Source organism: Thalassobacterium sedimentorum (assembly GCF_031127905.1).
GTDB lineage: Bacteria > Verrucomicrobiota > Verrucomicrobiia > Opitutales > Coraliomargaritaceae > Thalassobacterium > Thalassobacterium sedimentorum.
The window spans coordinates 1-15,604 of record NZ_JARXIC010000037.1; the positions used below are offsets into that span (position 1 = coordinate 1).

Annotated in this window: 13 protein-coding genes; 10 read left to right on the forward strand and 3 right to left on the reverse strand. The window is 55.6% G+C overall.

Annotation, left to right across the window (positions count from 1 at the left end; all coding sequences use genetic code 11):
* Nucleotides 1–294 precede the first annotated feature (294 nt).
* The 7 genes from QEH59_RS15740 to QEH59_RS15770 all read left to right on the forward strand — a co-directional run bounded on the left by QEH59_RS15740 (nucleotide 295) and on the right by QEH59_RS15770 (nucleotide 8,952).
* Nucleotides 295–585 carry a hypothetical protein gene (locus QEH59_RS15740; protein ID WP_308986340.1) on the forward strand — a complete coding sequence of 97 codons (291 nt, stop codon included), beginning with the start codon at nucleotides 295–297 and terminating at the stop codon, nucleotides 583–585.
* Between the two features lie 102 nt (nucleotides 586–687).
* Nucleotides 688–2,004 (forward strand): TolC family protein, encoded by a 1,317-nt coding sequence (locus QEH59_RS15745; protein WP_308986341.1) that lies wholly within the window; start codon nucleotides 688–690, stop codon nucleotides 2,002–2,004.
* Between the two features lie 20 nt (nucleotides 2,005–2,024).
* Nucleotides 2,025–3,698, forward strand: a complete 1,674-nt coding sequence (locus QEH59_RS15750; RefSeq protein ID WP_308986342.1) for an efflux RND transporter periplasmic adaptor subunit — start codon at nucleotides 2,025–2,027, stop codon at nucleotides 3,696–3,698.
* Nucleotides 3,695–7,411: an efflux RND transporter permease subunit gene (locus QEH59_RS15755; protein ID WP_308986343.1), complete on the forward strand. Its 3,717-nt coding sequence runs from the start codon at nucleotides 3,695–3,697 to the stop codon at nucleotides 7,409–7,411. The genes QEH59_RS15750 and QEH59_RS15755 overlap by 4 nt, the downstream gene beginning before the upstream one ends.
* Nucleotides 7,412–7,429: 18 nt before the next feature.
* The gene (locus QEH59_RS15760; protein ID WP_308986344.1) at nucleotides 7,430–7,945 is read left to right on the forward strand and encodes a DUF3347 domain-containing protein; all 516 of its coding nucleotides are present in this window, start codon (nucleotides 7,430–7,432) and stop codon (nucleotides 7,943–7,945) included.
* A gap of 154 nt (nucleotides 7,946–8,099) precedes the next feature.
* Entirely contained in the window at nucleotides 8,100–8,360 is a 261-nt protein-coding gene (locus tag QEH59_RS15765; protein WP_308952420.1) for a 2Fe-2S iron-sulfur cluster-binding protein, read from the forward strand.
* A 34-nt stretch (nucleotides 8,361–8,394) separates the two neighbouring features.
* Entirely contained in the window at nucleotides 8,395–8,952 is a 558-nt protein-coding gene (locus QEH59_RS15770; protein ID WP_308952421.1) for a lipocalin family protein, read from the forward strand.
* Nucleotides 8,953–9,063: 111 nt separating this feature from the next.
* On the opposite strand, the gene QEH59_RS15775 is transcribed toward QEH59_RS15770, so the two are convergent.
* The 3 genes from QEH59_RS15775 to QEH59_RS15785 form a co-directional block, all read right to left on the reverse strand.
* Nucleotides 9,064–9,561, reverse strand: coding sequence for a hypothetical protein (locus QEH59_RS15775; protein ID WP_308986345.1), 498 nt, complete (start codon nucleotides 9,559–9,561; stop codon nucleotides 9,064–9,066).
* Nucleotides 9,562–9,786: 225 nt separating this feature from the next.
* Complete coding sequence (gene lpxB / locus QEH59_RS15780; RefSeq protein WP_308986346.1) at nucleotides 9,787–10,971, reverse strand: lipid-A-disaccharide synthase; 1,185 nt, start codon at nucleotides 10,969–10,971, stop codon at nucleotides 9,787–9,789.
* Nucleotides 10,972–11,103: 132 nt separating this feature from the next.
* Nucleotides 11,104–12,030, reverse strand: a complete 927-nt coding sequence (locus QEH59_RS15785; protein WP_308986347.1) for a Gfo/Idh/MocA family oxidoreductase — start codon at nucleotides 12,028–12,030, stop codon at nucleotides 11,104–11,106.
* A gap of 107 nt (nucleotides 12,031–12,137) precedes the next feature.
* Here QEH59_RS15785 and QEH59_RS15790 point away from each other — a divergent pair, with 107 nt between their 5' ends.
* From QEH59_RS15790 to QEH59_RS15800, 3 genes are read left to right on the forward strand one after another with little or no spacing between them, the layout of a single operon-like run.
* The gene (locus QEH59_RS15790; RefSeq protein ID WP_308986348.1) at nucleotides 12,138–12,794 is read left to right on the forward strand and encodes a TetR/AcrR family transcriptional regulator; all 657 of its coding nucleotides are present in this window, start codon (nucleotides 12,138–12,140) and stop codon (nucleotides 12,792–12,794) included.
* Nucleotides 12,791–14,362, forward strand: a complete 1,572-nt coding sequence (locus QEH59_RS15795; RefSeq protein WP_308986349.1) for a TolC family protein — start codon at nucleotides 12,791–12,793, stop codon at nucleotides 14,360–14,362. Before QEH59_RS15790 ends, QEH59_RS15795 begins: the two co-directional genes overlap by 4 nt.
* Complete coding sequence (locus tag QEH59_RS15800; protein WP_308986350.1) at nucleotides 14,359–15,486, forward strand: efflux RND transporter periplasmic adaptor subunit; 1,128 nt, start codon at nucleotides 14,359–14,361, stop codon at nucleotides 15,484–15,486. Before QEH59_RS15795 ends, QEH59_RS15800 begins: the two co-directional genes overlap by 4 nt.
* The last annotated feature ends 118 nt before the right edge of the window (nucleotides 15,487–15,604 follow it).

The following is a 15,604-nucleotide window of genomic DNA, read 5'->3' on the forward strand; positions in this document are numbered from 1 at the left end:
CCAAGGCACATGGCTGCCTGTCAGGCCAGCAGTCACGTATGCTTATACGCTCCTTCGGCCTTCAGTTGCCGAGCACCTTGCTCATCCTATTGCATAATCCGGGTTAAACAAAACAATTCTACCCATTTTTTAAAACTCCGTTTCACACAGACTTGTAAATCATCGCAGATCTGCTATTCTTCTATCTTCGTGTTGCTTAAATTCCTACAGATCCTGCTGGCTTGCGCCATCTTCAACCCGCTCTGCTGTTGCACAGCAGCCGCGTTTTCTGTGGACGCAGCCAAAAGTACTCCCATGGCACACAGTTGCTGCGAGAGCACTCAAGAGCAGAGTCCCGCCAACAGTAATCAGACACACGATCCGCAGAATTGCCCGCATAAGATCCTGAAGGAATCGCAAGCCACCGCCTTGAAGGATGGCTCCAGCATACACTTCACAGTGCAGCAGCTCCCGCCGCTATTGACGCTGATTCAAGTGATCCATTTCGAGCCAGTGGCTCACATCCACCAGCCCACGCAGCTGGCCACGATCGCTCAAGCACCTCCGCTTGCGCTCACACAGAAGCACTGTGTCTACCGGATCTGATTGATCCCGATTCATACCTGCGCTGACCGCGCAGTTCACGCCGCGCATGTACGCCCAGCAAGGGCGCTCTGCACCGAACGAATCAACGATCCTTCATGATCTATGTACTTATCAATAGACAAAACACTTCGCAAACTTACCTACGCACTTTGGCTGTTGTCGGGGCTGGCACATGCCGACAAGCTCTCGCTGGAGCAAGCCATCCACCTAGCCAATATCAACAACCCGGAACTGCAGGCTCTGCAGCACCAATCCGAGGCCGCTGCCGCGCAAATTCCTATCGCCGGTGCGCTGCCAGACCCCAAGGCACAATTCACCTATTTCGGTGAATCCGTCGAGACACGCACTGGCCCGCAGGAAGCCATCTACTCACTCAGCCAAACCATCCCTTGGCTCACAAAACTGCACACCCGCACCGCACTCGCCTCTTATGATGCCGACAGCATCGCGCGCATCCATGAAGCAGGGCAAAGGCGCATCGAAGAAGCAGTCACGACGAGCTACACCGACTTGGCCTACTACACCGAAGCAGTCAACTCGACCCGTGCGAACCTACAATGGCTGGAGGACAGTCGTGCAATCGTCGAGGAGCAAGTGCGCGCAGGCGCCTCACTCAATGCCCTTTTGCGACTGGAAGTCGAAATGGAGCGCAGCCGTGATCGACTCGATCAATTCAAACAACAACAATTCGCTCAAAGAGCCCGCTTATCAGCACTGACAGGCATCGATCCGCAACAACTAGAGAATCTGGCGAAGACAGATTTACCCGCGCCCCACCACACGCCACGCTCACAACTGCACAGCGCACTGATCCAGCACAACCCGGAGCTGCACATGCTCAAGAGCCGCATACAGAGTCGCCAAGCACAAACAGAGCTCAGCAAATTAGACCGCTATCCGGACATCACCCTTGGCATCAATTACATTCAGGTCGGCAACCAAAGCACAGCCCGTGATGCCGGGCGCGACCCCTGGAACCTGAGCCTCGCAGTCAACCTCCCCATCTGGGAGGGCAAAAACCGCGCAGCGATTCAGTCCGCTCAATCGGTCGAACGTGCAGCCATGGCACACTATTATAACCGCCTGCAACAACTCAAAGCCGAACTGAGCGCCACCCTGGCCCAACATGCTGACAGCCTCAGCCGCATACAGCGCTACCGCGAAAAATTAATTCCGCTCGCCGAACAAGCGCTGGAAAATTCACGAGCAGCCTACCAAAGCGGTCAAATTGAGCTGCTGGAAATCATCGATAGTCAACGCGCCCTACTGGGTCTGCAACTAAGCCAACAACGGGCAATCGCCGACGCCCTACAAGCCGAGGCCCGCATCAAGCGGCTCATCGGCAACAGTCATCCCCAGCAACCAACAGGCCAAACGCACGTGCCAAACGACCAGCCCGCGCCGGCCAAACAAGGATAAACACTCAACTCTATTTATTAATGAAAACGAAATACATACTCATAGCCATCTCTCTAGTGGCACTCGGCCTCATTGCCGGCCGTTTCCTGCGACCAGTCAGCCCCGCGTCCTCTGCCCACAGCGCGACACACCCAAGCGACAGCACAACAATATGGACCTGCTCCATGCACCCACAGATCCAACAAACTGAACCTGGCGATTGCCCAATCTGTGGGATGGACCTAATACCACTGACCAACGATACGGCGAAAAGCTCCGGTCCCCGCGAGCTCAGCATGAGCCCCCAAGCCGTGGCACTGGCGCAGATACAAAGCAGCCCGGTGCGGCACCAGCACCTCAGCCGCCAACTTCGGCTAGTCGGCCAACTCACACGCGACGAATCCCGGGTCCAGTCGCTCACCGCCCGCTTCCCAGCCCGTATCGAAGACCTCCGCGTCGATACAGTCGGCATGACGGTGCAAGCCGGACAAGCCCTCGCCAGCATCTACAGTCCCGAGCTACTCAGTGCCCAACGCGAACTACTCGCCGCCTATCAACGCGATCCGCAAAGCCGCCTGACACAAGCAGCCCGTGAAAAGCTACGACTATGGGACCTGCCCGAAAAACAAATCGATCACATACTGGAACAAGCTAAGGTCGCAGACAAAGTCACCCTCTACGCGCCCATCTCAGGCGTGGTGGTGACCAAAGAAGTCAACGAAGGTGACTATCTAAAAACCGGCCAAGCGCTCTACACCATCGTCGACCTCAGCCAACTATGGCTCAACTTAGACGCCTACGAGTCGGATCTCACATGGCTGCAAACCGGGCAAAGCCTAGAGTTCAGTGTCGCGTCCTATCCCGGAGAAAGCTTCACCGGCAAGATTGATTTCATCGAGCCCGAAATCAACACCCGAACTCGCACCGTGCCCATTCGTGTCATCGTGCCCAACCCCGGGCAACGGCTCAAACCCGGTATGTTTGCCAACGCACAGGTCAAAGCTTCGGTCCCGAATGAACACGAAGCACCACTCATCATCCCCGCCTCCGCCGTGCTTCAGACCGGAAAACGCGCAGTTGTTTATATCCAAAAACCAGATACAGAACGGCCCAGCTTTGAAGGACGCGAGATCCTGCTCGGCCCACGTGCGGACGACCACTTCGTTGTCCTGGAAGGCCTGACCGAAGGCGAACAGGTCGTCACCCACGGAGCCTTTAAAATCGACAGTGCCTTACAAATACAAGCCAAGCCCAGCATGATGAACCCCGCCAGTGAAGCCCCGGGCATCCAGCTGTCAGACCACTCAGCGCTCAGCATTTCAAGCGAGCAAGCAGTGCAATTATTACCCACCTATCTCGCCATGCAAGCCGCACTAGCCGCAGATGATCTGGAAAGTGCACAAGCACAAGCCAAAGCAATGATGGCAATCACTGGCCACGTCGGGGCACTACCCGAATTGATCCATACCATGCTAGCCGCCGAAACGATCGACGCCCTACGCAAACCGCATTTCGAAACCTTGTCCGATGCATTGATCGCCGCGATCAAAGCCGCACCGAGCGCCTTCGAAGACGAACTGTATATTATGCACTGCCCCATGGTCTACGGCGACCACGGCGCCGACTGGCTGCAAAACAACGATCAACTGCGAAACCCTTATTTCGGTGCCATGATGCTCCACTGCGGCGAAGTGATAGAAAAATTACGGAAATGATCAACAAACTCATACGCTTCTGTCTCGAAAACAAACTCGTGGTGGTGCTCTTCACCGTGCTTCTCATTTTATGGGGCAGCATGGTGGCCCCCTTTGATTGGAAGTCCGATTGGCTGCCGCGCGATCCGGTGCCAGTGGATGCGATTCCCGACATCGGAGAGAATCAACAAATCGTCTTCACCGAATGGAGTGGCCGCTCGCCGCAGGACATCGAAGACCAGATCACATACCCACTCACCACCGCACTGCTGGGCCTGCCGGAGGTGAAGACGGTTCGCAGTTATTCCATGTTTGGTTTCTCCAGTATCTACATCATCTTTAAGGAAGATGCAGAGTTTTATTGGACGCGTAGCCGCATTCTGGAAAAGTTAAACAGCCTACCCAGTGGCACCTTACCCGCAGGCGTCGCCCCGCAACTCGGGCCCGACGCGACCGCGCTCGGGCAAGTGCTCTGGTATACCCTAGAAGGCATGGATACCAACGGCCAGCCGACCGGAGGCTGGGACCCGCAGGAAATACGCAGCGCACAGGACTGGTTTGTCCGCTACGCCTTACAAGGCGTGGAAGGTGTCGCCGAAGTCGCGTCCATCGGCGGCTATGTCAAGGAGTATCAAATCGATGTCGATCCCGATGCCTTACGCAGCTATAATATTACACTCAGCGATGTCTTTCAGGCCGTGCGCAATAGCAATCTCGATGTGGGGGCCCGCACAATCGAAGTCAACGCAGTCGAGTATGTGATTCGCAGTCTAGGCCTTATTGAAAATTTGGACGACCTGCGCGAGACTGTCATCACCGCCCGCGACGGTGTGCCGATCACCCTCGATCAAGTCGCGACGATCGAATACGGCCCAGCCCTACGGCGCGGTGCTTTGGAAAAAGCAGGCGCCGAAGCCGTCGGCGGCGTAGTCGTCACCCGCTACGGCGAAAACCCGTTGGCAGTGATACAAAGAGTAAAGGCAAAGATCAAAGCCATCGAATCCGGCATGCCGAAAAAGACATTGGAGGACGGCACCGTCAGCCAATTAAAAGTCGTGCCTTTTTATGACCGCACCGGCCTGATACACGAAACCCTCGGCACTTTAGAAGATGCCGTGCGCCAGCAAATTTTAGTGACCATCATAGTAGTCCTGCTCATGTTATTTCACCTGCGCAGCGCAGCCATGATCTCAGGCGTGCTGCCCCTGGCCGTATTGTTTGCATTCATCGGCATGAAGCAGTTCGGAGTCGACGCCAACGTGGTGGCCTTATCCGGAATCGCTATCGCAATCGGCACCATCGTGGATATGGGCATCGTGCTGATTGAAAACATTCTAAAGCACCTGGAGGCGCATAATAAAAGTATTCAAAACGTAGGGGCTTCACTGGTGAAGACCGCCAAGAATCCGTCCATACCCAACGCGGGCGTCACAAGTGACGCCCCTACAAAAGAGACCTTAGAAGTCATTTACCGCGCCTGTACGGAAGTCGCCGGTGCCGTCACGACTGCGGTGGCCACCACAGTCATCAGCTTTTTGCCCGTCTTCACCATGGTCGCGGCAGAGGGCAAACTCTTTCGCCCGCTGGCCTACACCAAGACCTTTGCCTTAATTGGCTCCATCATCGTGGCACTGATGCTAATCCCGCCTCTGGCGCATTGGCTACTCGGCACGCAAAGACCCAAGCCGAACAAAGCTGATAAAAAGGAATACCTTCCTGGACCGATAAAGAAAGGATTGCGTCGCCTCTTATGCCTACTGGCAGCCATAGTAACTGCAATTTTGCTCGCCAACGACTGGCAACCACTCGGCCCCGCACACACACTCGCCAACGTCTGCTTCGTCATACTCACAATCGGCGGCCTGATCGGCGCGATCTACGTATTTATCCATTTCTACACGCGCATGCTCGCTGTGGTGCTACGCATCAAACTGCTCTTCCTACTAAGCTGTTCGGCTGTCGTCACTTTCGGCTTCTGTGTGTGGCTGGGCTTCGGCTCACTCTTTGGGTGGATGCCCGACTTTGTCAAAAAATCCGCCCCATATGTGACCGCGGCGCATGCCGTACCAGGACTGGGCAAAGAGTTCATGCCAGACCTCGACGAAGGCTCCTACCTGCTAATGCCCACGACCATGCCCCACGCCTCGATCGGCGAAGTGATGGATGTGCTCCAGCTACAAGGCATGGCGATCAACTCCATCCCGGAAGTCGATTCTGCAGTCGGTAAATTAGGCCGCGTGGAAAGTCCACTAGACCCCGCGCCCATCTCCATGATCGAGACGGTCATCAATTACAAATCGGAATATATCACCGACGAGGACGGACAAATATTAACCTTCAAATACGACCATGCCGTCGAAGACTTCAGCTACGACGTATCCGGAAACTTAATACCAGATGACAACGGGCGCCCCTTCCGCCAATGGCGCGACGAAATAAAAAGCCCCGACGATATATGGGCCGAAATCGTCAAGGCAGCAACCATCCCCGGCACCACCTCCGCGCCAAAGTTACAACCGATCGCGACCCGCATTGTCATGCTACAAAGCGGCATGCGTGCCCCCATGGGGCTCAAAGTTTACGGTCCGGATCTGGAGACGCTGGAGCAAGCCGCACTGGACATCGAGGCGCAACTCAAACAAGTGCCTTCCATCAAATCGGAAGCCGTCTTCGCCGACCGCATCGTAGGCAAGCCCTATCTGGAGATCGACATCGACCGCGAAGCCATCGCGCGCTACGGCATCCAAATCGCAGCCTTTCAGGATGTCATCGAAGTTGCCATTGGCGGCAAGCCCGTAAGCACCACCATCGAAGGCCGCGAACGCTACCCCGTGCGCGTGCGCTACCAACGCGAACGACGTGACAGTATCGAAGCGATTGAAAGCATACTCATAGCCGCCCCCGATGGCACCCAGATTCCGCTCAAGGAACTGGCAACAATACGCTACACGCGCGGGCCACAAGTCATTAAAAGCGAAGACACCTTCCTCGTCGGCTATGTGATTTTTGATAAACTAGAGGGCTACGCCGAGGTCGACGTCGTCGAACAAGCCAGCGCCTTATTAGAAGCAAAAATCGCATCCGGCGAGCTCATCATCCCCGCTGGAGTGAGCTATCAATTCACCGGCAGCTACGAAAATCAAATCCGGGCCGAAAAGAAACTACGGGTGGTGCTCCCCATCGCACTCTTTGCGATCTGGCTGATCCTATATTTTCAATTCAAACGCAGCAGCACCACCTTCCTGGTCTTCACCGGCGTCGCCTTTGCCTGGTCGGGCGGATTCATCATGCTCTGGCTATATGCCCAACCCTGGTTCCTGAACTTTGAACTCTTTGGCAACAATCTGCGTGAGCTCTTTCAAATGGGCACCATCAACCTCAGCGTCGCGGTATGGGTCGGATTTCTCGCACTTTTCGGCATCGCCACCGATGACGGTGTGATCATGACCACCTATCTCGATCAACGTTTCCGCGAGGCCCCCCCCACGGACAAAGAATCGATCCACGCCCGCGTAATCGAAGCCGCCGAGCGCCGCGTGCGCCCAGCCATGATGACCAGTGCCACCACAATACTGGCACTCTTGCCCGTGCTCAGTTCTTCCGGCCGCGGCGCCGATGTCATGGTGCCAATGGCCATCCCCACCTTCGGCGGCATGAGCTTCGCCATCATCACCATCTTTGTCGTGCCTGCGATCTACTGCGCCCGGGAGGAGTTTTACATGAAAAAAAAATAAAATAAAACAAAACAAAAAATGAACACACACAAATACATCCTACTCGCATTTAGCCTGTTACTAGGTCAATCCGCCTTCGCACACTCACAGGCATTCAAACCAGAGTTTGTCGATACACTCTTGGCACCTTACCTGCGCATTCAGAACAGCTTAGCAGGCGATCAACTCGAGCACAGTAAAGCCGCCGCGGCTGAAATGCTCACCGCCTTAAACAAAGGGCCCCAGTCGCAAGACACGCAGGCAACTATGATCGCGCTTAAGAAGTCCGCTGCCCAACTAAACCAAGCTCAGGACTTCAAAGCCGCTCGCGCCGCATTCTCTCAACTCTCGAAGAAGCTCATCTCACTGCTAGAGCAAGTAGGACCCGCCTACACCCAGGAAGTTTACATCGCTCACTGCCCGATGGCCCTAAACGCCCAAGGCGGCACTTGGCTACAAGAAAGCACTACCGTGGAGAATCCCTACTACGGCTCCATGATGCTACGGTGTGGCACAATCAATCAGACTCCAATACACACCAAGCCAGGCCATTAAGACACAATGCGGCCTCTTCAGCGAGCGACTTAATTCAGTTCACACCTCACTTCCTAAGTTCTTTTCGCCTGGAGCATCGCCAGTCGGTCCCCGTCACCTACGGAATTTAGGATAAACGGTTTGCATTCTCGACTGGGCCGAATTGTGTCTCCGCATGGCTAATATCATTTTTCAAAAATCCGGCGTCACCGCACCTTGGACCGGCGACGAAGAGAGCATCTTAGAACTAGGCGAAGTTCACGACCTCGATCTGGACTACGGCTGCCGCATGGGCAATTGCACCGCTTGCCAGCAACCACTCCTCTCCGGCGAAGTTGAATACCCGATGGGCCATACCGCAGAGCCAGACGATGATCATGTCCTCATCTGCTGCTGCCAGCCAAAGGGCGATGCCGACGTCGTGATCGACGCTTAAACGCATCCGTATACGCATCCGTATACGCATCCACATGCGATTACTACGACCAGTCGCCCCCGCACTCCTGTTACTTGGGCTCAGTTTTTTCACGGCCTGCCGCGCACTGCCCGAAGATCCACCAGCCACCGTGGAGTCGGTCGATCTGAACCGCTACACCGGCTTATGGCATGAACTCGCTCGCCTGCCCGTCTTCTTTCAAAAAGATAACGAACGGGCGACGGCCGAATACGTGATGAATGACGCGGGCAATATCGACCTAGTCAATACCGCCATCGCACCCGATGGCTCTCAACGCTCAGTCACCGGGACGGCCGTGCCAGTCGCAGGCTCCAACAACGCGAAGCTCAAGGTCTCGATTGATAACTTCTTCGCCCAAATATTTGGGAGCCCTCCCGATTATGGTAACTACTGGATCTTGAAGTTAGAATCCGACTACAGTATTGCACTGGTCGGCTCGCCCAATCGCAAAACCCTCTGGCTTCTAGCTAAAACTCCAGAGATCCCCGCATCCAAATTGCAAGCCTACATCGCCTACGCCGAAACGCTGGGTTACGAGGTCAGCGAACTCATTATCAATAACGGACACTGAAAGGCTTCAATTATCCCTCTGTCCACGGATGCACACAGTAGTCAGATAGAGCACCTCAGCGTTTCGTCCAACCTGCCGCTAGCCGATCGGCTGGCGGGGCAACCTCGCAGCTCAGTCTAGTTGCGTATCCCACCAAGCAGGCTTCTTCAGCAAGCTTCCATCATAGATCAAAGACGCCACCTCCAACAGCTCGTGCTCTGGCAAGTTCAGCGTCATCATCACACCAAAACGCTGAATCGCCTCCGGCATTAAACTGCGCTCCGCATCCGGTGCCGCCATATAGGCAGTCATCGCAGTGGTAAATGACTCATGATCTGCGTGCCTTTTTAAATAGTTATGACGCACCTCCCAGAGTGCAGGCCCCAAGCTGACTTGTTGCCGCTCATAAGTGTTGGCCGCACGATGACAGGTCAGACACAAATTACTGTGTAGACTCCGACCGTGTTTAAACTGCTGCGAATCCGTTTCAACCAGTGCGGGACTTGAAGGCGACTCAGCAGCGACGGCCTCCACTGCTTGACTACGGGTATGCGCCCCCTGCCAGCTCCACCAAAATGCGAGCGAAAAGGAGAACACACCTAACAGAAAAAAAGATACAACACGGAGCATGGTTTTAAACTACAAGTTCGCGACAAATGGACGAAAACAAAGCCCCCCAACTCATGCGATTGAATCTCATGAATACAACGCAAAGCATGACATCGAGTCGCATTACCAGTGCCAATAATAAGCCTCAAAAACACTGGTAATTCCAGGCCAAGCAAATGCCGGTCTTGTCCGCCTAACAACGAATGCTACAATTCTAGCCTGACCTCATCCGTCTGACGACAGATGCTAGGATTCAAGCAAACCTTGGGCCAACCAAACCGCGGCACTGGCGTCACTGCCAGCATGTAAGAGCTCGCATAATTCCTGCGCCCCGGCGGCCGCCTGCTCCGCGGCAGCCAGGTCTTCGAGCGCACGTATCAACTGACGGCTCAACTGCGACGCACTCGCCGCATCTTGAATGAACTCGGGGTGCAGCGGACGATCCAGCAACAAATTAGCAATCCCGATATATTTGACTTTCACCAACATGCGCCCGATCCAATAACTCATCGGGTTCAAGCGATAAGCAATCGCCCCGGGAATCGCGGACAATGCACAGGCCAAAGACATGGTGCCGGAGCTCATCAACACGGCACTCGCCGGCAGACTCTGCTGCGAATTGGCCACCAATTGAATATGCGCAGCCAAATCGGGCTCGGCAGCCAGCACCGCCTCCAACTGCACACGTATTTGCTCACTCGGATACACCACCGTCGCCTGCAAATCAGGATGTGAGTCACGGGCCTGGCGGAAGCCTGCCAACAACAATGGAAAAATGCGCCCCACCGCCGCAGTACGGCTCCCCGGCAAAAGTAGAACCGGAGCACTGGCATCATAGCGAAAAGGTGCCTGCCAAGTCTTGCGCACAAAAGGATGCCCCACAAACTCAGTCGGCAGTTCGGTATCCGCAAAGCAATCCACTTCGAAGGGAAAAATCACACCGAGTCGATCAATCAGATCCGCCATTTTAAAACGACGTTTCGCCTTCCAAGCCCACACTTGCGGACCGATGTAATAACTGAGCCCGATCGAACCGCCCCCCTTGCGACTGAGTCCGCGCTGCGCCAATTGATCGGCCAAGCGCAGATTGAATCCGGGGTAATCAACAAAGCAAATATGCTTCGGTTGATAGCGCTCAATCCATTCCAAGGTGCGATCAAAGAGTCCTTTGAAAAAATTATAATGCCGCACCACTTCGACAAAGCCGACGATCGAGACCGTCGTCAGGTCGTAGAGCAGTTGTGCGCCTGCAGCCTGTAGCTCCACCCCACCTAAGCAGGCCACTTTTAGCTCGGGCTGTTGTCGCCGCAGATCCGTCAGCAATTGCGCCGCATGCTCATCGCCGGAGTGTTCGCCCGCGATGATCAGCAGATCAGGCTGCCCATTAATCGGCGCCGGAAAACCCGTAGTGGCTGGAAGTGGATTAGACATACTGGAGAAAACTCGTGAAATAACACCGCGTGGACCATCGTAGGGGCTTGTGCCCTGCGCAGCTCGAAAAGCGAAGTGCTCGGCGGGCGTCACAAGTGACGCCCCTACATTTATAATCACGACAAGCAGTCATTACTTCGCGTGAATCAACTCCGTAACCTGGATCGCCAGCTCCAGGGCCGACTTGCCCAGCTCGGCACCGACTTTTGGCTTCCCTGCACTTCGGACTACTTGCACGAAGGATTCCAACTCCAGCTTGAGTGGTTCGTCTTTTTCGATAGGAATCTCTTCCCGCACCAGCTCGGCTCCCTCTTTGCGCAGGAAGTGACCGCTCTGCTCCTGGAAGTTGATAGATAAATAGTTCTGCGGCTGAAACACGCGAATCTCGCGCACCTTCTTTTGGCTGACACGGCTGGTGTTGATATTGGCCACACAGCCGTTTTCAAAGGTAATGCGTGCATTGGCGATATCCTCCGAGTTCGAGAGCACATTGACTCCCACCGCATCCACTTGCTTCACAGGCGAACGCACCAGCGCCAAAATCACACCAATATCGTGAATCATCAGGTCCAGGACCACGCCCACTTCGGTGCCACGTGGATTAAATGGCGCCAAACGGTCTGCAGTGATAAACTGAGGCTGAGTGACCGCATTTTCCAAATAGCCCATCACCGGATTATAATGCTCAATGTGGCCCACCTGCACGATGCAGCCCTGCGATTTCGCGGCAGCCAAGATTTGCTCCGCCTCGTCCAGGCTGGTGCAGAGCGGCTTCTCGATCAGCAAATGACAGCCTCCTTCCAAAAGCGGCACCGCCACCTCACAGTGCTTATCCGTCGGCACCACCACGCTCACCGCGTCGCAGGCCGCCGCCAAAGCCGCAGCGGTGTCAAAGCGTTGACAATTATATTTCCCGCAAATCTCCTCCGCACGGGCATCGTCGGCCTCCACGATCCCAACCAGCTCACAGCTCTCCAGAGCCGCATAGATACGCGCATGGTGCTGCCCCAAATAGCCAGTCCCGACAACGCCACAGCGAATTTTTGATTGCTCAGTCATCTCGCAATCAAAGATCGAGCACTTCCAACTGACAAGGCGCGAATCGTAGAATATTTAGCGCGTAAGCAAAGGTTGACCTCTGGCCGTATTAAATGATCGTTTCAAACATGAATCCTTCCCAAACCCCTACGGGCTCTGTTTCAGATAAAACACGTGAACGTATACTCCAAGCGGCTGGTAAAATCTTTGCTCAGGGCGGCTACCGTGCGATGACCCTGCGCGAAGTGACTAAGGAGGCCGGTGTCAACCTTGCCTCGGTCAACTATCACTTCGGCTCGAAGTCGAATCTGATGCGTGAACTGATCCATGAGCGCTTCGAGCCGATCAACCAACAGCGCCTGAAGGGATTGGATCAATTGGTGCAAAAACACGCACCTGCAGCTGTTCCCCTTGAGGCTATTTTCGACGCTCTGTTTCGCCCCCTCTTTGCTGGCATCGGAGCCAACAGTGTGAGCGACACCACACTGGTCCAAATCATCGGTCGCATGCTGACGGAACCGGCGGATTTCATGATCCATCTACACAAAGAGTTTTTCGCCGAGCTCTCTAAGCGTTTCATGGGCGAGATTCAACGCACATGCCCGGAGCTCTCCCAAGAACAAATACAATTCCGCTTTTTTCTAAGCATCAGCACCATGATCGGCACCATCGCGGGTGAAGTTAGGCTAGAAATTATATCAGGCAGTCAGTTAAACAGTGCGATACTCGATAGGATACTGGAAGAACTGACGAATTACGTCGTCGCAGGCTTCCAACAAAAATGAAAATTCCACTTTCTAAGTATAAGAACCGCTTGGGGCCTCCCCCCACCGACAGCCCTGCCCCAAACGGGCCCCGGGATGGCCGTACTTTATTAAAATACAGCGCACGACTTTTACCCTGCTTACTGCTCGCCGCCTGTGCCAGCTCGCCGGAACGCAGTCGTGCGCCCGAAATCACCCTCCCAGACACATGGGGCCGCAAGGTCTCCGACACCACGCCCACCGCATGGCTAAAAGACTTTAATTCGCCGCAACTGGAAGCGCTGGTCACCGAGGCTATGCGCCACAATCCGGGCCTGGAAGCCGCTGCCGCGCGCTTCGCCCAATCCATCGCCGAGGCTCGCATCGCAGGTGCCGACCTAATGCCCCAGGCGGGGCTCGGTCTCAATGGCACACGGCAGCAGATCAGCACCTTCGGCCCGAGTTCGACCGGTGGCGTTATTTTTGAAAACTACGAGCTCGCGCTCAACCTCAGTTGGGAGCTCGACCTATGGGGCCGCCTGCGTGATCGCAGCTCGGCCGCACGGGCACGCGCCGAAAGCAGTCAAGCCGAACTGCATGCCGCCCGGCTCTCATTGGCTGCCCAAACGACCAAGGCTTGGCTCAATGTAATCGAAGCCCAACAGCAACTCGCCCTGGCCCAACGCACGGCACAGGCCTATCGCAACAATCAAGAAGCACTGGAATCACGCTTCAAACGCGGCCTGACCGAAGGCTTCGATCTGCGCCGCATCCGCACCCAAGCCGCCTCCGCCGAGGCCGATAGTGCCACCCGCCAACGCGCGCTGGATCAGGCCACTCGCAATCTTGAAATCGTGCTGGGCCGCTACCCGGCCGGGCAACTTGAAACACTCCCGAATTTCCCAGCACTGCCGGCCTCGGTGCCGGCCGGGCTACCCGCGGAATTACTACAGCGCCGGCCAGACCTGATTGCTGCCGAACGCCAACTCGCTGCTGCCGAGCGCGAGCAACGCGCTGCCCAGAAAGAACGCTTGCCCCAGATCAGTTTGACCGCTTCCGGCGGGAGCTCCTCACAGGAATTTGAAAACTTACTCGATGGCGATTTCAGCGTATGGTCGCTCGCGGGTAACTTAACTCAGCCCCTGTTCCAAGGCGGCCGCATACTGGCCAATATCGACCGCACAGCCTCACTACGCGAGCAAGCCGCCGCCAACTATCGCGACAGCGCCTTACGTGCCTTCTTCGAAGTGGAGAGCACGCTCGCGGCGGAGCAGTATCTGCGCCGCGAACAAAGCAAGCTCGCATTGGCTGCCGAAGAAGCCGCCGCCACCGAAACCCTGGCTTGGGAGCGCTACCGCAACGGCACTGGTGATTTTCTCAGCGCTCTCGACGCCCAACGCACAGCCGACAGCGCTCGCAGCCGTCAGTTGGGCGTATCCAACCTGCTCTTACAAAACCGAATCGATCTCTACCTAGCCCTAGGAGGTGAGTTTGCAGATCAACCCTCCGATCACACCTACGATAAAAACGTAGGGGCGCGACTTGTCACGCCCGCCGAGAATAAGCTGGCCCACCGCGGGCGTGACAAGTCACGCCCCCACTATTTATGAAAGTCCTCCTTCCCATACTCATTCTACTGTCCGCCGGCGGCATCACGGCAGCACTAGTGATCTTACAGCCCGAGGCGGCAGAGGTCACACCTGAGCGCCCGGTCACCAATGTCGAAGTGATTACAGTACAGCCTCAATCGGTGCAACTCACAGTCAAGAGCCAAGGCACGCTGCTACCGACCACCGAAACCGATCTCATCGCCGAGGTCAGTGGCCGCATCATCGAAATGGCGGAGCTGTTCAATGTCGGTAATCGCTTTCGCAAAGGCGACCTGCTCATCAAAATCGATCCCGCCGACTACGAGGCCGCAGCCGCCAATGCTGCCGCCGACTTAGCCAACGCACAATTGGCACTGGCACAGGAAGAAGCCCAGGCCCAACAAGCGGCCGCCGATTGGAAAGCTCTCGGTGAGGGCGCGGCCAGCGATCTCACTCTGCGCAAGCCTCAACTCGCTCAAGCGCAAGCGCGCATCGCCAGCGCCGAAGCAAATCTTAAACGCGCTCAACGCGATTTGGAGCGCACCCAAATCACCGCACCCTACGATGGAATTGTGCTGATGAAACAAGCCGACCTGGGACAATATATCACCGCCAACCCCGGCAATCCGCTCGGTCGCATCTACTCAACTCAAAGTGCAGAGGTGCGCCTACCGATCACCGAACAAGAAGCCTCGCTGCTCGATCAGCGCAGTAAGCGACAACGCTTTGTCACACTCACACAAAATAAAAATGGCAACGAGCTACAGTGGAAAGCGCCCCTCATTCGTATCGAAGACAATGTCGATCCGACCAGCCGCCTGCTCTATGCAGTGGCTCGAGTCAATGCGCCCTTTGATCCCAAGCCCGAGCAGCCAGCGCTACGACGCGGCACCTTTCTCCACGCAGAGATCGAAGGCCGCGGCCTGAGCGATGCCTACAAAATACCACGTTACGCCCTACGTGGCTCCAATACCGTCTACATCCTCACAGAGACAAACACCCTCATCACACGCACCGTGCAAATCATTCAAAGCGATGCCGAAGAAGTCGTCATCACCGCCGGCCTCGCCCCCGGCGAGCGAGTCGCCACCAGCCCAATCGCCTACTACGTCGAAGGCATGCCCGTAGAGGTGATAGCGGATTAGTGATGAATAATAACGAATCACCCATCCACCATCATTCATCACTCATCCACCATCATTCATCACTCATCCACCATCATTCATCCACCATCACTCATCACTCATCCGCCATCATTCATCC

Bases quoted from the DNA above. Each gene is read 5' to 3' on its own strand.
- QEH59_RS15740 (WP_308986340.1), top strand. From the start codon at position 295: ATGGCACACAGTTGCTGCGAGAGCACTCAAGAGCAGAGTCCCGCCAAC.
- QEH59_RS15745 (WP_308986341.1), top strand. From the start codon at position 688: ATGTACTTATCAATAGACAAAACACTTCGCAAACTTACCTACGCACTT.
- QEH59_RS15750 (WP_308986342.1), top strand. From the start codon at position 2,025: ATGAAAACGAAATACATACTCATAGCCATCTCTCTAGTGGCACTCGGC.
- QEH59_RS15755 (WP_308986343.1), top strand. From the start codon at position 3,695: ATGATCAACAAACTCATACGCTTCTGTCTCGAAAACAAACTCGTGGTG.
- QEH59_RS15760 (WP_308986344.1), top strand. From the start codon at position 7,430: ATGAACACACACAAATACATCCTACTCGCATTTAGCCTGTTACTAGGT.
- QEH59_RS15765 (WP_308952420.1), top strand. From the start codon at position 8,100: ATGGCTAATATCATTTTTCAAAAATCCGGCGTCACCGCACCTTGGACC.
- QEH59_RS15770 (WP_308952421.1), top strand. From the start codon at position 8,395: ATGCGATTACTACGACCAGTCGCCCCCGCACTCCTGTTACTTGGGCTC.
- QEH59_RS15775 (WP_308986345.1), bottom strand. From the start codon at position 9,561: ATGCTCCGTGTTGTATCTTTTTTTCTGTTAGGTGTGTTCTCCTTTTCG.
- lpxB (WP_308986346.1), bottom strand. From the start codon at position 10,971: ATGTCTAATCCACTTCCAGCCACTACGGGTTTTCCGGCGCCGATTAAT.
- QEH59_RS15785 (WP_308986347.1), bottom strand. From the start codon at position 12,030: ATGACTGAGCAATCAAAAATTCGCTGTGGCGTTGTCGGGACTGGCTAT.
- QEH59_RS15790 (WP_308986348.1), top strand. From the start codon at position 12,138: ATGAATCCTTCCCAAACCCCTACGGGCTCTGTTTCAGATAAAACACGT.
- QEH59_RS15795 (WP_308986349.1), top strand. From the start codon at position 12,791: ATGAAAATTCCACTTTCTAAGTATAAGAACCGCTTGGGGCCTCCCCCC.
- QEH59_RS15800 (WP_308986350.1), top strand. From the start codon at position 14,359: ATGAAAGTCCTCCTTCCCATACTCATTCTACTGTCCGCCGGCGGCATC.